Annotated in this window: 12 protein-coding genes; 5 read left to right on the forward strand and 7 right to left on the reverse strand. The window is 73.1% G+C overall.

Annotated features, from left to right (window positions below):
* Positions 1-103: 103 nt before the first annotated feature.
* On the forward strand, positions 104-1,477 hold the full coding sequence (locus tag CW362_RS27425; protein WP_103552235.1) for a maltokinase N-terminal cap-like domain-containing protein: 1,374 nt from the start codon (positions 104-106) through the stop codon (positions 1,475-1,477).
* The gene (gene glgB / locus CW362_RS27430; protein WP_103552291.1) at positions 1,474-3,792 is read left to right on the forward strand and encodes a 1,4-alpha-glucan branching enzyme; all 2,319 of its coding nucleotides are present in this window, start codon (positions 1,474-1,476) and stop codon (positions 3,790-3,792) included. The genes CW362_RS27425 and glgB overlap by 4 nt, the downstream gene beginning before the upstream one ends.
* A gap of 32 nt (positions 3,793-3,824) precedes the next feature.
* Here glgB and CW362_RS27435 read toward each other — a convergent pair whose 3' ends face one another.
* Entirely contained in the window at positions 3,825-5,252 is a 1,428-nt protein-coding gene (locus tag CW362_RS27435) for a M1 family metallopeptidase (protein WP_103552237.1), read from the reverse strand.
* Positions 5,253-5,455: 203 nt separating this feature from the next.
* Complete coding sequence (locus tag CW362_RS27440) at positions 5,456-6,244, reverse strand: PIG-L deacetylase family protein (RefSeq protein WP_103552238.1); 789 nt, start codon at positions 6,242-6,244, stop codon at positions 5,456-5,458.
* Positions 6,245-6,501: 257 nt separating this feature from the next.
* Between CW362_RS27440 and CW362_RS27445 the strand changes: the two genes are divergently transcribed.
* Positions 6,502-7,395: a Gfo/Idh/MocA family protein gene (locus CW362_RS27445; RefSeq protein ID WP_103552239.1), complete on the forward strand. Its 894-nt coding sequence runs from the start codon at positions 6,502-6,504 to the stop codon at positions 7,393-7,395.
* An 88-nt stretch (positions 7,396-7,483) separates the two neighbouring features.
* Here CW362_RS27445 and CW362_RS27450 read toward each other — a convergent pair whose 3' ends face one another.
* The 3 genes from CW362_RS27450 to CW362_RS27460 form a co-directional block, all read right to left on the reverse strand.
* Positions 7,484-7,852, reverse strand: a complete 369-nt coding sequence (locus tag CW362_RS27450) for a DUF6479 family protein (RefSeq protein ID WP_103552240.1) — start codon at positions 7,850-7,852, stop codon at positions 7,484-7,486.
* 147 nt (positions 7,853-7,999) lie between these two features.
* A complete protein-coding gene (locus tag CW362_RS27455) occupies positions 8,000-8,818 on the reverse strand; it encodes a methyltransferase domain-containing protein (RefSeq protein WP_103552241.1) in 819 nt (272 codons plus the stop codon).
* A 37-nt stretch (positions 8,819-8,855) separates the two neighbouring features.
* A complete protein-coding gene (locus tag CW362_RS27460; protein ID WP_376450083.1) occupies positions 8,856-10,280 on the reverse strand; it encodes an MFS transporter in 1,425 nt (474 codons plus the stop codon).
* 316 nt (positions 10,281-10,596) lie between these two features.
* Here CW362_RS27460 and CW362_RS27465 point away from each other — a divergent pair, with 316 nt between their 5' ends.
* Positions 10,597-13,146 carry a SpoIIE family protein phosphatase gene (locus tag CW362_RS27465; protein ID WP_103552244.1) on the forward strand — a complete coding sequence of 850 codons (2,550 nt, stop codon included), beginning with the start codon at positions 10,597-10,599 and terminating at the stop codon, positions 13,144-13,146.
* A gap of 45 nt (positions 13,147-13,191) precedes the next feature.
* Here CW362_RS27465 and CW362_RS27470 read toward each other — a convergent pair whose 3' ends face one another.
* Together CW362_RS27470 and CW362_RS27475 are read right to left on the reverse strand one after the other, a co-directional pair.
* Complete coding sequence (locus tag CW362_RS27470) at positions 13,192-14,178, reverse strand: aldo/keto reductase (RefSeq protein WP_103552245.1); 987 nt, start codon at positions 14,176-14,178, stop codon at positions 13,192-13,194.
* Between the two features lie 71 nt (positions 14,179-14,249).
* Positions 14,250-14,915 carry an NUDIX domain-containing protein gene (locus CW362_RS27475; protein WP_103552247.1) on the reverse strand — a complete coding sequence of 222 codons (666 nt, stop codon included), beginning with the start codon at positions 14,913-14,915 and terminating at the stop codon, positions 14,250-14,252.
* A gap of 107 nt (positions 14,916-15,022) precedes the next feature.
* Between CW362_RS27475 and CW362_RS27480 the strand changes: the two genes are divergently transcribed.
* Positions 15,023-15,379 (forward strand): hypothetical protein, encoded by a 357-nt coding sequence (locus tag CW362_RS27480; protein WP_103552249.1) that lies wholly within the window; start codon positions 15,023-15,025, stop codon positions 15,377-15,379.
* Positions 15,380-15,404: the final 25 nt, after the last annotated feature.

The raw sequence follows: 15,404 nt of genomic DNA on the forward strand, positions 1-15,404 counted from the left end.
TCTACTGGTTCCGGTTGCGTCCCGCGGTCGGGCCCGCCACCACGAGGCGACCGTGAACGCGTACCCCTCGACAGCCCGCCCGCCCCGGAAAGGACGTGCCGTCATGCCGGACACCGCTCTGCAACGTCCGAGCGGCCTCGACACCGCACCGCTGCTCACCCCGCTGGCCGAACTGCTGCGGGCCTGGCTGCCCCGGCAGCGCTGGTTCGCGGGCAAGGGCAGGCCCGTGACGGATGTGACACTGCTGTCGACGACCGAGCTGTACCCCGGCTGTCTGCATCTGCTGGTCCGCACCGAGCACCTCGGCCCGCCCTCGCACGGCAGCGCGGACTCGCCCGCGGCCGAGGACTGCTACCAACTGCTCCTCGGTGTCCGGGAGGTCCTGCCGCCGCGGCTCGCCCCCGCCGCCATCGGCCGGGTGAAGACCGGTCCGCTGGCCGGGCTGACCGTGTACGACGCCTTCCACGACCCGAAGGCCACCGGACTGCTCCTGGAGCGGCTGCGCCGTTCGGGTACCGCGGGTCCGCTGCTGTTCGAGGCCGATCCGGCGGTGACGGTGCCCTCCGGTCTCGCACCGCGCCTCCTCGACGCCGAGCAGTCCAACACCTCACTGATCTACGGGGACGCGTTCATACTGAAGGTCTTCCGGCGCGTGCAGCCCGGCATCAACCCCGACCTGGAAGTGCCGCGCGCCCTGGCCCGGCAGGGCTGCGACCGCGTCCCCGCGCCGGCCGCGTGGTTCCGGACGACGCAGCCGCAGGAGGCGACCCTCGGCGTCCTCCAGCCGTATCTGCGGGGCGCCACCGACGGCTGGGCGCTGGCGCTCGAGTCCCTCCGCTCGCGGCAGGACTTCACGGGCGAGGCGTTCGAACTGGGCCGGGCCACCGCCGAGGTGCACCTGGCCCTGGCCACGGCCTTCCCCGTGGACGCGCCGAGCCCGGACCGCAACCGTCGGCTCGCCGAGGCGATGCACGAGCGACTGGACGCCGCCGCGCGTTCCGTCCCCGAACTGCGCCCGCACGCGCCCGGGTTGCGGTCGGCGTTCGACGCGCTCGCCGCCCTGGACGCGGCGGTCCGCCCGGCCCAGCGCATCCACGGCGACCTCCACCTCGGCCAGGTCCTGCGGGCCGGGCGGCGCTGGTCGGTGATCGACTTCGAGGGTGAACCGGCCCGCCCGATCAGCGAACGTCGGCGTGTCCAGTCGCCCGTACGCGATGTCGCGGGCATGCTGCGGTCCTTCGACTACGCGGCCCGCTCCCGGCAGCCCTGGCGGCCCGAGTGGGCGGAGCGCTGCCGCGAGGCCTTCTGCGCGGGCTACGCCGACGCCGCGGCCTGGGACCCGCGCGAGGAACCCGAACTGCTGCGCGCCTACGAGACGGACCGTGCCGTGTACGAGGTGCTCTACGAGGCACGGCACCGGCCCGACTGGCTGCCCGTCCCGATGGCTGCGGTCGGACGACTCGCCGACCGCTCCTGACCACGCCCGCCCGACCACCGGCCCCGACCGGACCGGACCGTCCCGACGACCATCTCCACCACCCCACCCCGAGAGGCCAAGCCGTGACCCGCACCGCATCCACCCGCGCACGACGGGCCAAGCCCGCCGCCCCGTCCGCGCAGCCCGCCGCGCTGGACCCCACGGACCGGGGGCGGCTGCTGTCCGGCGCCCATCACGATCCGCACGCGGTGCTCGGCGCCCATCCGGTGCCGGGCGGAGTGGTGATCCGGGCGCTGCGGCCGCACGCCCGGGGGGTGGCGGTGGTCGTGGACGGGAACCGTACGGCGCTGGACGACCTCGGCGACGGGTTCTTCGGCTCCGTCCTGCCCTGTGACGCGATTCCCGCGTACACCCTGGTGGTCACGTACGACGGCACCGAGTTCGAGACCGAGGACCCCTACCGGTTCCTGCCCGCGCTCGGCGAGTTCGACCTGCATCTGATCGGCGAGGGCCGGCACGAGGAGCTGTGGCGGGCGCTCGGCGCCGAACCGATGGAGCACCAGGGCGTCACCGGCACCCGCTTCACCGTGTGGGCCCCCAACGCCCAAGGGGTCCGGGTCTGCGGGGACTTCTGCCACTGGGACGGCGCCGCCGGGTTCCCTATGCGTTCGCTCGGATCGTCCGGCGTGTGGGAGGTGTTCCTGCCCGGCATGGACGAGGGAACGCTCTACAAGTTCGACATCACGCGCCCCGACGGCTCCCGCACGCTGCGCGCCGACCCGATGGCCCGCCGTACCGAGGTGCCTCCGGCGACCTCGTCGGTCGTGACGCGGTCGTCGTACACGTGGCAGGACTCGAAGTGGATGAAGGAGCGGGCGAAGCAGCGCCCGGTGCACGCGGCGCCGTTCTCGGTGTACGAGGTGCATCTCCCGTCCTGGCGACCCGGTCTGACCTACCGTCAACTGGCCGACCAGCTCCCCGCCTACGTCACGGACCTCGGCTTCACCCACGTCCAGCTCATGCCCGTCGCCGAGCACCCCTTCGGCGGCTCGTGGGGCTACCAGATCACCGGGTTCTACGCGCCCACCGCACGCCTGGGCACCCCCGACGACTTCAAGTACCTCGTCGACGCGCTGCACCGCGCCGGGGTCGGCGTCCTCATGGACTGGGTCCCCGCGCACTTCCCCCGCGACGACTGGGCCCTCGCCGAGTTCGACGGCCGCCCGCTGTACGAACACGCGGACCCCCGGCGCGCCGACCACCCCGACTGGGGAACCCTCGAATTCGACTACGGCCGCCGCGAGGTCCGCAACTTCCTCGTCGCCAACGCCACCTACTGGTGCGAGGAGTTCCACATCGACGGCCTGCGCGTCGACGCCGTCGCCTCCATGCTCTACCTCGACTACTCCCGCGAAGAGGGGCAGTGGGCCCCCAACGAGTTCGGCGGGCGGGACAACCCCGACGCGGTGGCGTTCCTCCAGGAGATGAACGCCACCGTCTACCGCCGCAACCCCGGTGTCGTCACGATCGCCGAGGAGTCCACGGCCTGGGAAGGCGTCACCCGTCCGACGTCCGACGGGGGGCTCGGTTTCGGCCTCAAGTGGAACATGGGCTGGATGCACGACTCGCTGGAGTACATGCAGCACGAGCCGATCCACCGCAAGTACCACCACAACGAGATGACCTTCTCGATGGTGTACGCCTACAGCGAGAACTACGTCCTGCCGATCTCCCACGACGAGGTCGTGCACGGCAAGCAGGCGCTCGTCTCCAAGATGCCCGGCGACTGGTGGCAGCGGCGCGCAAATGCCCGTGCCTACCTGGGCTTCATGTGGGCGCACCCCGGCAAGCAGCTCCTCTTCATGGGGCAGGAGTTCGCGCAGGGCGGGGAGTGGAAGGAGGCCGAGGGCCCCGAGTGGTGGCTCCTCGACCCGGCGTACTGCGCCGCGGGGGACCACCGCGGGGTCCAGGACCTCGTCCGCGACCTCAACACCCTCTACCGCGGCGAACCCGCACTGTGGGAACGCGACACCGACCCCTCCGGGTTCGCATGGGTGGCCGGTGACGCCGCGGACGACAACGTCCTCGCCTTCCTGCGCCACGCGGCCGACGGCACCCCGCTCCTCGCCGTCTCCCACTTCTCCCCCGCCGTACGCCACGGCTACCGCCTCGGCGTCCCCGAGGACGTCCCCGCCTGGCAGGAGGTCCTCAACACGGACAGCCTCCGCTACGGCGGCAGCGACGTCGTCCACCCCGAGCCGGTGAAGGCCGAGGCGATCGGGATGCACGGCCGCCCGACGAGCATCGAGCTGACGCTGCCGCCGCTGGCGACGGTGTGGCTGCGGCCGGCCTGAGCCCGACCGCAGCCGCCGCCGGGAAGCCCGCCTCAGGACGAGGCGGGCTTCCCGGCCGTGAACAGCCAGGTGTGGAAGAGAGCGGTCAGGTCCTTGCCTGACTCCCGCTCGGCGAGCCGGACGAACTGCGCCGTCGTGCCGTGCCCGTCGCGGTGGCCACCGGCCCAGGAGCGCAGGATGCGGAAGAACACGGGATCGCCGACGGCCGTGCGCAGCTTGTGCAGGACCATGGCCCCGCGGGCGTAGACCGGTGTCTCGAAGATGTGCTCGCCGCTGCCGGGGTCACCGGGCGGGAACGCCCAGAGGTCCTTGCCCGCGGGAGTGGCGTACAGCGCGTCGAAGGCCTTCTGGGCGCTCCTGCCTCCGTGCTGCTCGGCGTACAGCCACTCGGCGTAGGTGGCGAAGCCCTCGTTGAGCCAGATGTCCTTCCACCGGGTCACGGTGACGGAGTCGCCGAACCACTGGTGGGCGCTCTCGTGGACGAGGGTGTCCAGGTCGGGCGCGGAGTCGTACACGGGCCGGGTCTGGGTCTCCAGGGCGTACCCGACCTGCGGGGCCCGGTCGACGATGGCTCCGGCCGCCTTGAAGGGGTAGGGGCCGAAGAGCTTGCTCTCCCAGGCCAGGACGGACGGCAGCTTCCCGATCACCGGCGCGGCGGCGGCCGCCTCGCGGGGATCGACCGCGTTGTAGATCTTCAGGCCGTCGCGGGTGGTGTACTGCTCGACCTTGAACGTGCCGACGGTCGCCGTGGCGAGGTAGGCCGCCATCGGCTCGGACTGGCGCCAGCGGAAGGTGGTCCGGCCGTTCGCGGTGCGCTGCCCGAGCAGGACGCCGTTGGCGACGGCGGTGCGCCCCTTCGGGACGGTCAGGGTGAAGTCGTACGACGCCTTGTCCGTGGGGTGGCTGTTGGCGGGGAACCAGGTCATCGCGCCCTGGGGCTCGCCGGCCACGAACGCCCCGTCGTCCGTGGGGATCCAGCCGTCGGAAGAACCGTCGGGGTCGGTGACCGGCTTCGGGGTGCCGGAGTAGGTGACGGTGACGCGGAACTCCTGGCCCTTGCGCAGGGCTTTTTGGGGAGTGACCACGAGTTCCCGGCCGTCGCGCCGGAAGGCCGCCTTGGCGTGGTCGACGGTGACGCCGGTGACCTTCAGCCCGCTGAGGTCGAGGTCGAACCGGGTCAGCCGCTGGGTGGCCCTGGCGGTGATGACCGCCTTGCCGTCGAGGTGGCGGTCGTGCGGGTCGTAGCCGAGCGTCAGGCCGTAGTGGCGGACGTCGTAGCCGCCGTTGCCAGAGAGGGGGAAGTACGGGTCTCCCGCGCCGGCCGAGCCCACGGTCCCGGCCGCCGTGGCGGGTCCGGCCGCGGTGAGCAGCGCGGCGAGCGCGACGGGGACGGCCGCGACAACGGCTTCGCGGCGAAGGACGGTTGTGCGTCGTGCGGCCTCGTGCGGGCGTGGTGTCACGTTCGCTCCTCCGGTTCGACGGTGATCACTCGCGCACAGCCTATGAGGCCCCGCCCGCCCCGGCCCTCACGATCGGGTCAAGTCGTGTTCGTGGAGTGCGGGCCCGCGAGGGCACCGTCGGCGGTGAGCCGCTCCGGGGACGGGCCCGGGCCCGTCCCGGTGGCCGCGTCCGGGCCCGTCCCGGCGGCCGGTCCCGGAGCCGCTCACACCCAGGGCGGCGGACCGTCCGGGACGAGCTGGTGGACGTCGAAGAGGACGGCGGACTCGACGCCGAGCGCCGCACCGCCCACGCCGGACACCCAGGTCAGGAACGGCCGCGGTTCGAAGGCGCCCTCCCCCAGGCCCTTGGTGTACTCGGCGTGCGCCTCCAGCGAGGCGATGCCGCGTTCGAGGGGTTCGCCGGTGACGTCGACGCCGTGGGTGGGCCGTTCCGCTCCGGCGAAGCACACCATCCGGATGCCGCTCCAGGGCTCCAGACCCTCGTCGGCGAGTTCGGGGAAGATCCAGCGGTTCCCTGCGTCGCGTGCCGCGTCGAGGGCGGCCAGGCCCACGGCCCGGTGGTCCGCCTGGTTGGTCATGCCGCCGATCATCCGTACCGTGAACGCGCCGGACACCACGATCTCGGGCCGGTGCCGGCGCATCGCGCGCACGATCTCCCGGCGCAGTCCGGTCCCGTACTCGACGACGCCGTCGCGGTGGTCGAGGAACTCGACGGTCTCGACGCCGACCCGCCGTGCGCCGGCCCGTTCCTCGGCCTCGCGCAGCGGTGCCGCCCGGTCCGGGTGCAGGCCGTCGATGCCGGCCTCTCCCCTGGTCGCCAGCAGATAGCTCACCTGCTTGCCCTGCGCGGTCCAGCGCGCGACGGCGCAGGCCGTGCCGTACTCGATGTCGTCCGGGTGCGCGGCCACGGCGAGACACCGGTCCCAGTCCTCCGGCAGCGCGAGCAGGCCCGCACCGCCCCCGAGGCCCGCTTTGTCCTGTGTGGGATCCATGTCCGGCATGATGACGTGCGGCGGGCCCGGACCGACAGAGGCGCGCTCTCCGCGTTCGAGCGCCGGGCTCCCGCGCCCCCGTGTGCCCCCGCGGGACCGTGCGGCACGGGCGCGAGGCCTCCCCCACTGGCCGGACACCGGGACGCCGTGGTGAAGTCTGTCCACACGTCCGAAGATCCGGCGTCCGGTCGTCGCCCCGGCGTCGGCACCACCCGGACGACGGCGTGTCAGGCCCCGTACAGCGCAGAGGAGACGCCGTGACCACCACCTCGCCCACCTGGAACCGTGCTCCCGTCAGGGTGGGGCTCGTCGGCGCGGGGCCCTGGGCGCGGGCCGTGCACGCGCGGGTGCTCGCCGCCGGGCCCGAGACGCTGCTGACGTCGGTGTGGGCGCGCCGGCCGGAGGCCGCCCGCGAGACGGCGGCCCCGTACGGCGCGAACGCCGCCGCGACGTTCGAGGAGCTGCTCGCCGACTGCGAGGCGGTGGCCTTCTCGGTTCCGCCCTCGGTACAGGCCGAACTCGCCGTCCGGGCCGCCGAGGCGGGCAAGGCCCTGCTCCTGGAGAAGCCGCTCGCGCTCGACCTGGCCGCGGCGCGGCGGCTCGTGGACGCGATCGACGCGTCGGGCGTGGTCTCGCAGCTCGTCCTCACGAACCGCTATCACCCGGCCACCCGGCGGTTCCTCGCGAAGGCGCGGACCCTGGACGTCTCGGGCGCGCGTTCCTGCGGTGTCAGCGGCGCCTTCCTGGGCGGTGACTTCGCGACCCCGTGGCGGCTCGAGCACGGGGCGCTGCTGGACCTCGGACCGCACCTCCTCGATCTGCTGGACGCGGCCCTGGGGCCGATCGTCCGGGTGCGCGGCGCCGGGGACCCGCGCCGCTGGCTCGAACTCACCTGCGAGCACGAGGGCGGCGCCGTGAGCCAGGCCTCCCTGTCGGGCTCGGTCGAGGTCGAGCGGGGCATCGTCCGCGTCGAGCTGTTCGGGCGGCATCCCGAGCTGGTCCTCGACGCCGGGGCACTCGACCACGAGGAGTCCTGGCCCGTGCTGCGCCGGGAGTTCGCCACCGCCGTCCGCTCGGGCCGGCCGGAAGCGCTCGACGCCCACCGCGGGCTGTACCTGCAGTCCCTGATCGCCCGGGCGCTGGACGGCTGAGGGGCCGGTCTCCCGCGGGCGCGACCGGTCCCGTCCGCGCACGTGAAGGAGCCGGCCGCTCGCGACGGTCGGCCCCTTCGCGTCCCGGTCAGGTCCTGCCGGGTCCGCCGCTGCCGAAGGATCCGCTGGATCCTGGTTGCCAGCGCTTGCGATGCTGGTCGTCGGCGTGTTTGGTTCCCGCGGAGTGCATGTTGTACGGCATCAGCCGCTCACTCTCGTCCGCGGCGTGCGGGACCTCGTCGGGTTCACGCATCTCGCGCTCCTCGTGCACCGCCCCGGTCTCGGGCAGCCTGGGCTGCTCCTCGGCCGTGGGCGGGCGCGATTCCAGGTTCCGCACCCGGATACCCATCCGGACGGCCCAGACGAGGGCGCCGGCGATGACGAGACCGCCGATGAAGGCGGCACCCGCGTTCAGCGAGGAACTCGCTGCGATCAGATCTTGGCTCGCGGTGTACATGGTGTTCGCGTACCCCCAATGCCAGGGGAAAAATGCGTACTGGCCCGTCAGCGACGGCCATTCCATTGTATTCCGGTTCAATCCGGGCGCTACACCATGATCCTGGACCCGGTGGATCCGGGCGCGGCGCCCCGGGCCCCGACCCGGTCATTCGGGGCGGTGCGCCACCGCTCCGAACATCGTCACGGACATGTGCAGGCCGCCCTGTCGCGCAGCCTCCGCGAGGTCCTCGTACAGGCGGTCGCGCTGCGCCTCGTCGATGAGTCCACGGCTCATCGCCGAATCGCCCAGCATCCGGATGAGCGGCCAGGCGACCGACTTGTGGTCCTGGAGCAGGGCCTGCGATCCACGGTCGTCGATCACCAGCCCGGCGGCCGTCAGCCGTCCCACCAGCTTGCGTCCGGAGTACGGGTCGGCGGCCGCGGACAGCGCGCCGGTGGTGAGCGCGGCGATCGTCTCGGGGTCGCCGGGATGCAGGATCGTGGTCGCCCAGTCGGTGTCCAGCAGGGCGACCCGTCCGCCGGGGCGCAGCACACGCGCTATCTCGAAGACGGCCTTCTCCGGCTCGACGAGGTGCTGGAGCACCCGCTCGCACCACACCACGTCGACCGTGGCGTCGGGCAGCGGCAGGGAGAGGGCGTCGGCGTCGGCGAAGCGCGCGGCACTGCGCTCCTCGGTGCCCCGCTGCTCGGCCACGGCGCGCAGTCCGGGGTTGGGCTCGATGCCGAGCACCCTGCCGCGGGGGCCAACGGCCGTCGCGAGGCGCCGAGTCTGCGAGCCGGTGCCCGAGCCGATGTCGAGCACCCGTTCTCCGGGCCGTACGACCAGGGCCGCGTGCGCCCACGAACGCAGCCGCTGCACACCGTCATTGACGTCCTGGGCATCGAGGGCGCCCACCAGACGAGCGGTGCTGTCCGCGCTGATGTTCTGCGCGTGAAAGGCCGACGTGGGCCGCGTGTCCACCATGCGGTCACTCTAGAACCACCATGGTCGTTTTTCAGATTCAGATTGTGTAACGCCGCAAGGCCGGTGTGACAAAAGCGAGCACAAGCACCGCCACGATCACGAGCAGGCCTCCGACGGCGACCGCGGCGGGTGCTCCGAAGGCCGAACCGGCCGTGCCGTGCAGGACGTCGGCGACACGCGGGCCGCCCACGACGACGACGGTGAAGACGCCCTGGAGCCGTCCGCGCATCTCGTCGGTGGCGGCGGACAGCAGGATCGCGCCGCGGAAGACCATGGAGACCATGTCGGCGGCCCCGGCCACGGCGAGGAAGGCCACGGCGAGCCACAGACTGCCGCTGAGGCCGGACCCGGCGATGGCCGCGCCCCAGGCCGCGACGGAGACGATGACCATCAGGCCGTGCCTGCGGGCCCGGGAGAAGGTGCCCGACGTCAGTCCGCCCACGACCGCGCCGACGGGGATCGCCGCGAACAGCAGTCCGAGCGCGAACCCTTCCCCGTAGGAGGCGTACGTCTCGGCGGCGAGCTGCGGGAACAGGGCGCGCGGCATGCCGAGGACCATGGCGATGATGTCGGCGAGGAAGGACAGCAACAGCACCTTGTGCAGCGCGATGTAACGGAAACCGGCCACCACTTCGCGCAGGCCGGCGCGCCGGGAGGCCGCTCCCGTGAGGGGCGGCAGCGCGGGGAGCCGGAGGACGGCCCACACGGTGACGCACAGGGCGAGGGCGTCGATCAGATAGAGCTCGGGCAGCCCGACGAGGGGAATGAGCGCGCCGGCGAGCATCGGCCCGGCCACCGAGCCGGTCTGCATGACGGTCGCGCCGAGCGCGTTGGCCGCGGGCAGTTCGTCCGCCGGGACGAGCCGGGCTACGGACGCGCTGCGGGCCGGGGAGTTGAGGCCGAAGAACGCCTGCTGGAGGGCGAGCAGGACCATCAGGACGAGCACCGAGTCCAGTCCGGTGACGGCCTGGGCCCAGAAGAGCAGCGAGGTGACGGCTATGCCGGTGTTGGTGACGAGGAGCAGCCTGCGGCGGTCCATGCTGTCGGCGATCGCACCGCCCCACAGGGCGAAGACCACCAGGGGCAGCAGGCCGGCGAGGCTCGCGTAGCCGACCCAGGCCGAGGAGCCGGTGATGTCGTAGATCTGCTTGGGCACGGCGACCGCGGTGAGCTGGCTGCCCACGGCGGTGACGGCGGTCGACGACCACAGGCGGCGGTAGGCGGGGCGGCGCAGCGGTCTGGTGTCCATGGCCCATCGGCGCCATCCGGAGCGGCCGGTCCGCCCGGCGCTCCCGTCGGACGTCCCGGCGCTTCCGTCGGCCGTCCCGGTGCTCCCGTCGGCCCTCCCGGTGCCTCCGCCGGTCGTTCCGGTGCTCCTGCCGGGCGTCGCGGTGCCGCTGTCCGTACCGCTCTCGCCGCTGCTCTCGCTCGTGTCCACACTCATCCTGGTTGCTCGATACATCTTTCGATTCGGGGATCACTATGGCCGAGCGGGAGCGGCTCGTGTCCCCCGGGGACCTGATCGGGACACCGGGCACCCCGCGCCGGGCCCCGCGGGTCCGCCGTGGCGGCCCGGGCCGGTGTCCTGGACCGCCCGCTCCCGGACGGCTCCCGAGGCAGGTCCGAGCCGGTGTGTCCACGCCGGGCGCATGCGGGCTCGGCCGGGAGAAACGGCCCCGCCTCCCGGCGCCGCGGAGGACGCCGAGGTGCGGCGAGCGGCCTGAGAGGCGCATTCTTGCTGTGTTGACCCCCGGCGGCGGGCGGACGAGGGCAGATCGATGACAGGGAGCGCCGAGCGTGAGGGCCAGGCGCCGGACGGCCTGACCTCCCTGCTCAGTGACGCGGTGACGGACGCGATCCGGGCCGCCCGCGGCTTCGCGGGAGGCGTCTATCTGCGCTCCCGCACGCCCGGCCTGCTGCGTCTGGCCGTGCTCGCGGGGCTCCCGGGCCCCCTCTTCCGGCCCTGGTCGCGCATGCACGTGGACCGGCCGTTCCCGGTCGCGGACGCCCATCGGCTCGGCGTGGAGGTACTGCTCGCCGACCCGACGGAGACGATGCGCCGCTATCCGCAGCTCGCGGCGGGACTGCCGTTCCAGTTCGGCTCGCTCTACGTGCCGGTGGTGGGCGACTCCACCTCGTACGGCGTCCTGATCGTGCTGCGCCCGCCGGCCTCGGACGCCACCGAGGTCCTGCCGGACCGGGACCGGATGACGGCGGTGGCGGCGGAGCTCGGGGCCGCCCTGGCGCGACTGGACAAGGACGGGTCCCCGGTCCTGTGGGACGGTGACCCCCTCGGGACCCGGCCGCCGGTCGACGGCCCGTCCACCCGGTGCGTCGGGGGGTTCACCTGGGATCCGGACGACGGCACGCTGATCGCGGACGACGCCCTGTGGGCGCTGCTCGGGATCCCCCCGGAGGATTTCGCGGGGACGCCCGAGGCCTTCGCGGACGCGCTGGCCCACGACGACCCCCGGCTGCTGCTGGCCGCCCTGCGCGAGACCGCCGCGGGACGGCCGCCGCCCCATCCCCTGCCGGTGCGCACCGGCGGCGGGGGACTGCGGCTCCTGGAACTGTGGACCGCGGGAGGAGGGGACGTCCCGCCGTTCCGGGTCAGCGGCGCCCTCGTCGACCCTGGACCGGGGCCGGCGGCGGACGGGGCGGCCGACCAGCTCCCGGAGGGCGTCTTCGCGATCGACCGGATCGGGCTGATCACCTACGCCAATCCGCGGGCCGCCGAGCTCCTCGGCCGCCCGCGCGCCGAGCTGCTGGGACGGCTGCTGTGGGACGTGGTGCCCTGGATGGACCACCCCGCCTACGAGGACCACCTGCGCAGCGCGCTGCTCTCGCCGGACCCGGTGCACTTCCGGGCCCGCAGCCCGGTGGGGAGCGGCACCGAGACGACTCCGGGGCACCTGACGGGCACCTGGCTGAGCTTCTCCGTCTATCCCGGCCCCCGCGGCGTGACCTGCAAGATCACGCCCCTGGGGCGGGCCTCGGGAGCCACCGGGAACACTCCGTTCGACGTGGAGGCGACCCAGGCCGTACAGACCGAGGCCGAACAGCCCGACTCGGGTGTCTCGGGCACGGCACCGCAGTACCGGCCCATCGTCCTCGCGATCGCGCTGACCGAGGCGGTGACCGCGCGGCAGGTGTCCGAGGTGGTGATGCGCGAGCTGCTGCCCGCCTTCGGCAGCCGCCGCCTGGCCATCTACCTGCTCCAGGACCGCCGGCTCTACCTGGCCTGGGAGACCGGCTTCCCGCAGGGGTTCCTCGCCCCCTTCGACGGCGTGGGCCTGGACGCCAAACTGCCCGGGGTCGAGACGCTCACCAGCGGCCGGGCGCTCTTCTTCGAGTCGATGCAGCAGCTGGGCGCCGCCTATCCGGGCGTCGCCCTGGACGCCACCGTCGGGGCCCGTGCCTTCCTGCCGCTGATCGCCTCCGGGCGCCCGGTCGGCTCGTGCATCCTCGGATTCGACCGGCCCCGGAGCTTCAGCACCGAGGAACGCACGGTCCTCACCGCGCTCGCCGGGCTGATCGCCCAGGCCCTGGAGCGGGCTCGGCGCTACGACAACGAGGCGGCGCTCGCCCGCGGACTCCAGGAGGCCCTGCTGCCGCACCGGCTGTCGGCGCACCCCCTCGTACGGACGGCGGGCCGCTATCTTCCCGGCACCGTCGGCATGGACGTGGGCGGCGACTGGTACGACGTCGTCGAGGCCGGCGACGGGCTCGCCCTCGTCATCGGCGACGTACAGGGCCACGGCGTCCAGGCCGCCGCCACCATGGGTCAACTCCGCAGTGCAGTACGGGCGTTCGCCCTCGGGGACCACCCTCCGGACGAGGTGATGAGCGGCACCAACCGGCTGCTCATCGACCTCGACCCGGGTCAGTTCGCGAGCTGCTGCTACGTCCGGGTGGACCCCCTGACCGGTGAGGCGCAGGCCGCGCGGGCCGGGCATCCGCAGCCGCTGCTACGCCATCCCGACGGCCGCACCGAGGTCCTGGACCTGCCGGGCGGTGTGGTGCTCGGCGTGGACCCGGACGCCGACTACCCCGTGACGGACCTGGTGCTGGAGCCCGAGGCCGTGCTGGCCCTGTACACGGACGGGCTGGTCGAGCGGCCCGGCACGGACATCGACGAAGGGGTCGAGGCGCTGCGCTCGACCCTGGCCGGAGCGGGCGCCCCGCGGCACCGCACGGCGGGCGGCCCTTCCCTGTCCCGCGCCGCCGACCTGCTCACCGCGGAGGCCCGGCAGGCCGACGAGCGCCCCGACGACATCGCCCTGCTGCTCACCACCCGCCGGCCGCCCCGCGGGGACGGGCACGCGTGACGGGCGCCGTCCGGGCCGCCCTCGGCGGCGGGAGCCCGGCGGGTGTCAGTGGGCCGCGTCCAGGCGGGCCCGCTGGTCCGGGGTGAGTTCCAGGTCCACCGCGGCCAGGTTCTCCTCCAGCTGGGCCACCGAGGAGGCACCGGCCAGCGGGATCACCGGCAGCTCACCGCCGATCTGCCAGGCCAGCACGACCTGGTTGAGGGTCGCCCCCGTCTCCTTCGCCACGTCCCGGAGCACGGCGAGCCGGGCGGTGTTCCCCGGGTGGTCGTAGTCGGAGGGCAGCGGCTTGTCCCGTCGCCCGTAGGCGCCGCCCAGCAGCGGCGAGTAGGCGACCAGGGTCAGCCCCTCCTCCGCCCCCAGATAGCTGAGGAGTTCTCCGGTCGCGGCGCCGAGGTTCCCCTCGGGGAAGAGCCCGCTCGGTACGTCGGAGCGCGGGCGCAGCAGGCTGTGGTGGTACTGGAGGACCTCGTAGCCGGGCAGGTGCGCCCCGGCGGCCAGGGCCCGGGCCCGCTCCACGCGCCAGACGGCGTGGTTGCTCACCCCGAGCAGTCCGACGCTGCCCCGTGCGACGAGTTCGGCGAACGCCTGGACGGTCTCGCCCGCTTCGACGGTGCGGTCCTCTATGTGCGCGTACAGAAGGTCGATCTTCTCCACCCCGAGGCGTTCCCGGCTCCGCTCGGAGGCCTCGTGGATCACCTTGGCGGACAGACCCTCGGGGTTGTCGACGAAGCCGGTGCCCGGGGCCAGCGGGCGGGCGCCGAGCTTGGTCGCGAGGACGATCTCGTCGCCGACGCCCCGGCTGCGCCGCCAGCGTCCGAGCAGTTCCTCGCTCTGCCCGCCCTGGCCGCCGTCGGTCCAGTAGGCGTAGTTGTCGGAGGTGTCGATGAAGTTGCCCCCGGCCTCGACGTAGCGGTCGAGCACGGCGAACGAGGTCTCCTCGTCGGTCAGCGAGCCGAACAGCATCGCTCCGAGCGCGAGCACGCTCACCTCGCGGCGGGTGGCCGGGTCCGTGCCGATCGTGCGGTAACGCATGGTGTTCCCTCCCGTTCGGGCCCGAAGTCCCCGGGCCGAACGGGAGTCTGTTCGTTGGAGTGCTCTTGAGGTCAAGCCTTGGCGAACGGCCCCTCCAGGGCGGCCCACTGCAGCAGCATGATGGTCTTGGCGTCCGCGATCTCCCCGGTGCGGATCATCGACAGGGCCTCGTGGAAGGGCAGTTCGACCGTCTCGATGTCCTCTCCCTCCTCGTCGAGCCCGCCGCCCTCGTGGGTACGGGTGGACGGACCGTAGGAAGCGGCGTAGAAGCTCACCCGTTCGGTGACCGAACCCGGACTCATGTAGACGTCGAAGACGTGCTCGACCTCCCCGACGGTGTGCCCGGTCTCCTCGACGACCTCGCGCCGCACGGCGACCTCGGGGTGCTCGTCGTCCTCGTCGAGCAGGCCGCCGGGCGTCTCGACCAGCATGCCGTCCGGGTGCCCGTTGACATACACCGGATAGCGGAACTGCCTGGTCAGCAGCACTGTTTTCCGTTCGGCGTCGTACAGCAGGAGAGTGGCGCCGTTGCCGCGGTCGTGGGTCTCGCGCTCCTGGGTGCTCCAGGTCCCGTCGGCGAGCAGGAGGTCGAAGGTGGTGGTGCGCTCCACGTACCAGTGGCAGGACAGGAGCTTCACGTCGCGGATCCTGACCCGCGGGTTGCCGGTCAGGTCACGGCCCGTCCGGTCGAGTCCGGTGCGGCCCCGGCGGTCGGGGGTGTCGATGCCCGCGGTCATCGCGTGCGGGCCCGACGGGCGCGGGAGTTGTCGTTCATGGGGCCTGTCTACCATCCCGAGACCAAGATCCTGGTCACAGCGGGGCTTCGCCCGTTTAGGCTCACCGCATGGAACAGACGGAGATCATCCTGCGCGCGATCGGCGTGCTCACCGAGACCAACGCCATGGTGCGCAGGATCGCCCAGGACGAGGAGGACGGGGTCGAGTCGGCCGAGAACAACCTGGGCGCGCTCGTCACCGAGGTGTTCCCGCGCGTCGAGGTGCCCGGTGACGCCGGCCCCGCGGAGGCGGGGCAGGCGGTCGCGGACGCCTATCTGCCCGCCGCCATCTCACTGGTGGGCGCCTTCGCGTTCCTCTTCTCCGAGCTCGCCGACCTCCACGACTCCGGGCGGACCGACGTCTCGACGGCCGACCTGCTCCAGGACCTCGCCCTGCGGATGTCCCGGGCCGACAACGGCCAGTAGGTGTCTCCGGCCCGGGACGCCCGGG

This window comes from Streptomyces populi (genome assembly GCF_002911015.1).
In the GTDB taxonomy this organism is placed as follows: domain Bacteria; phylum Actinomycetota; class Actinomycetes; order Streptomycetales; family Streptomycetaceae; genus Streptomyces; species Streptomyces populi.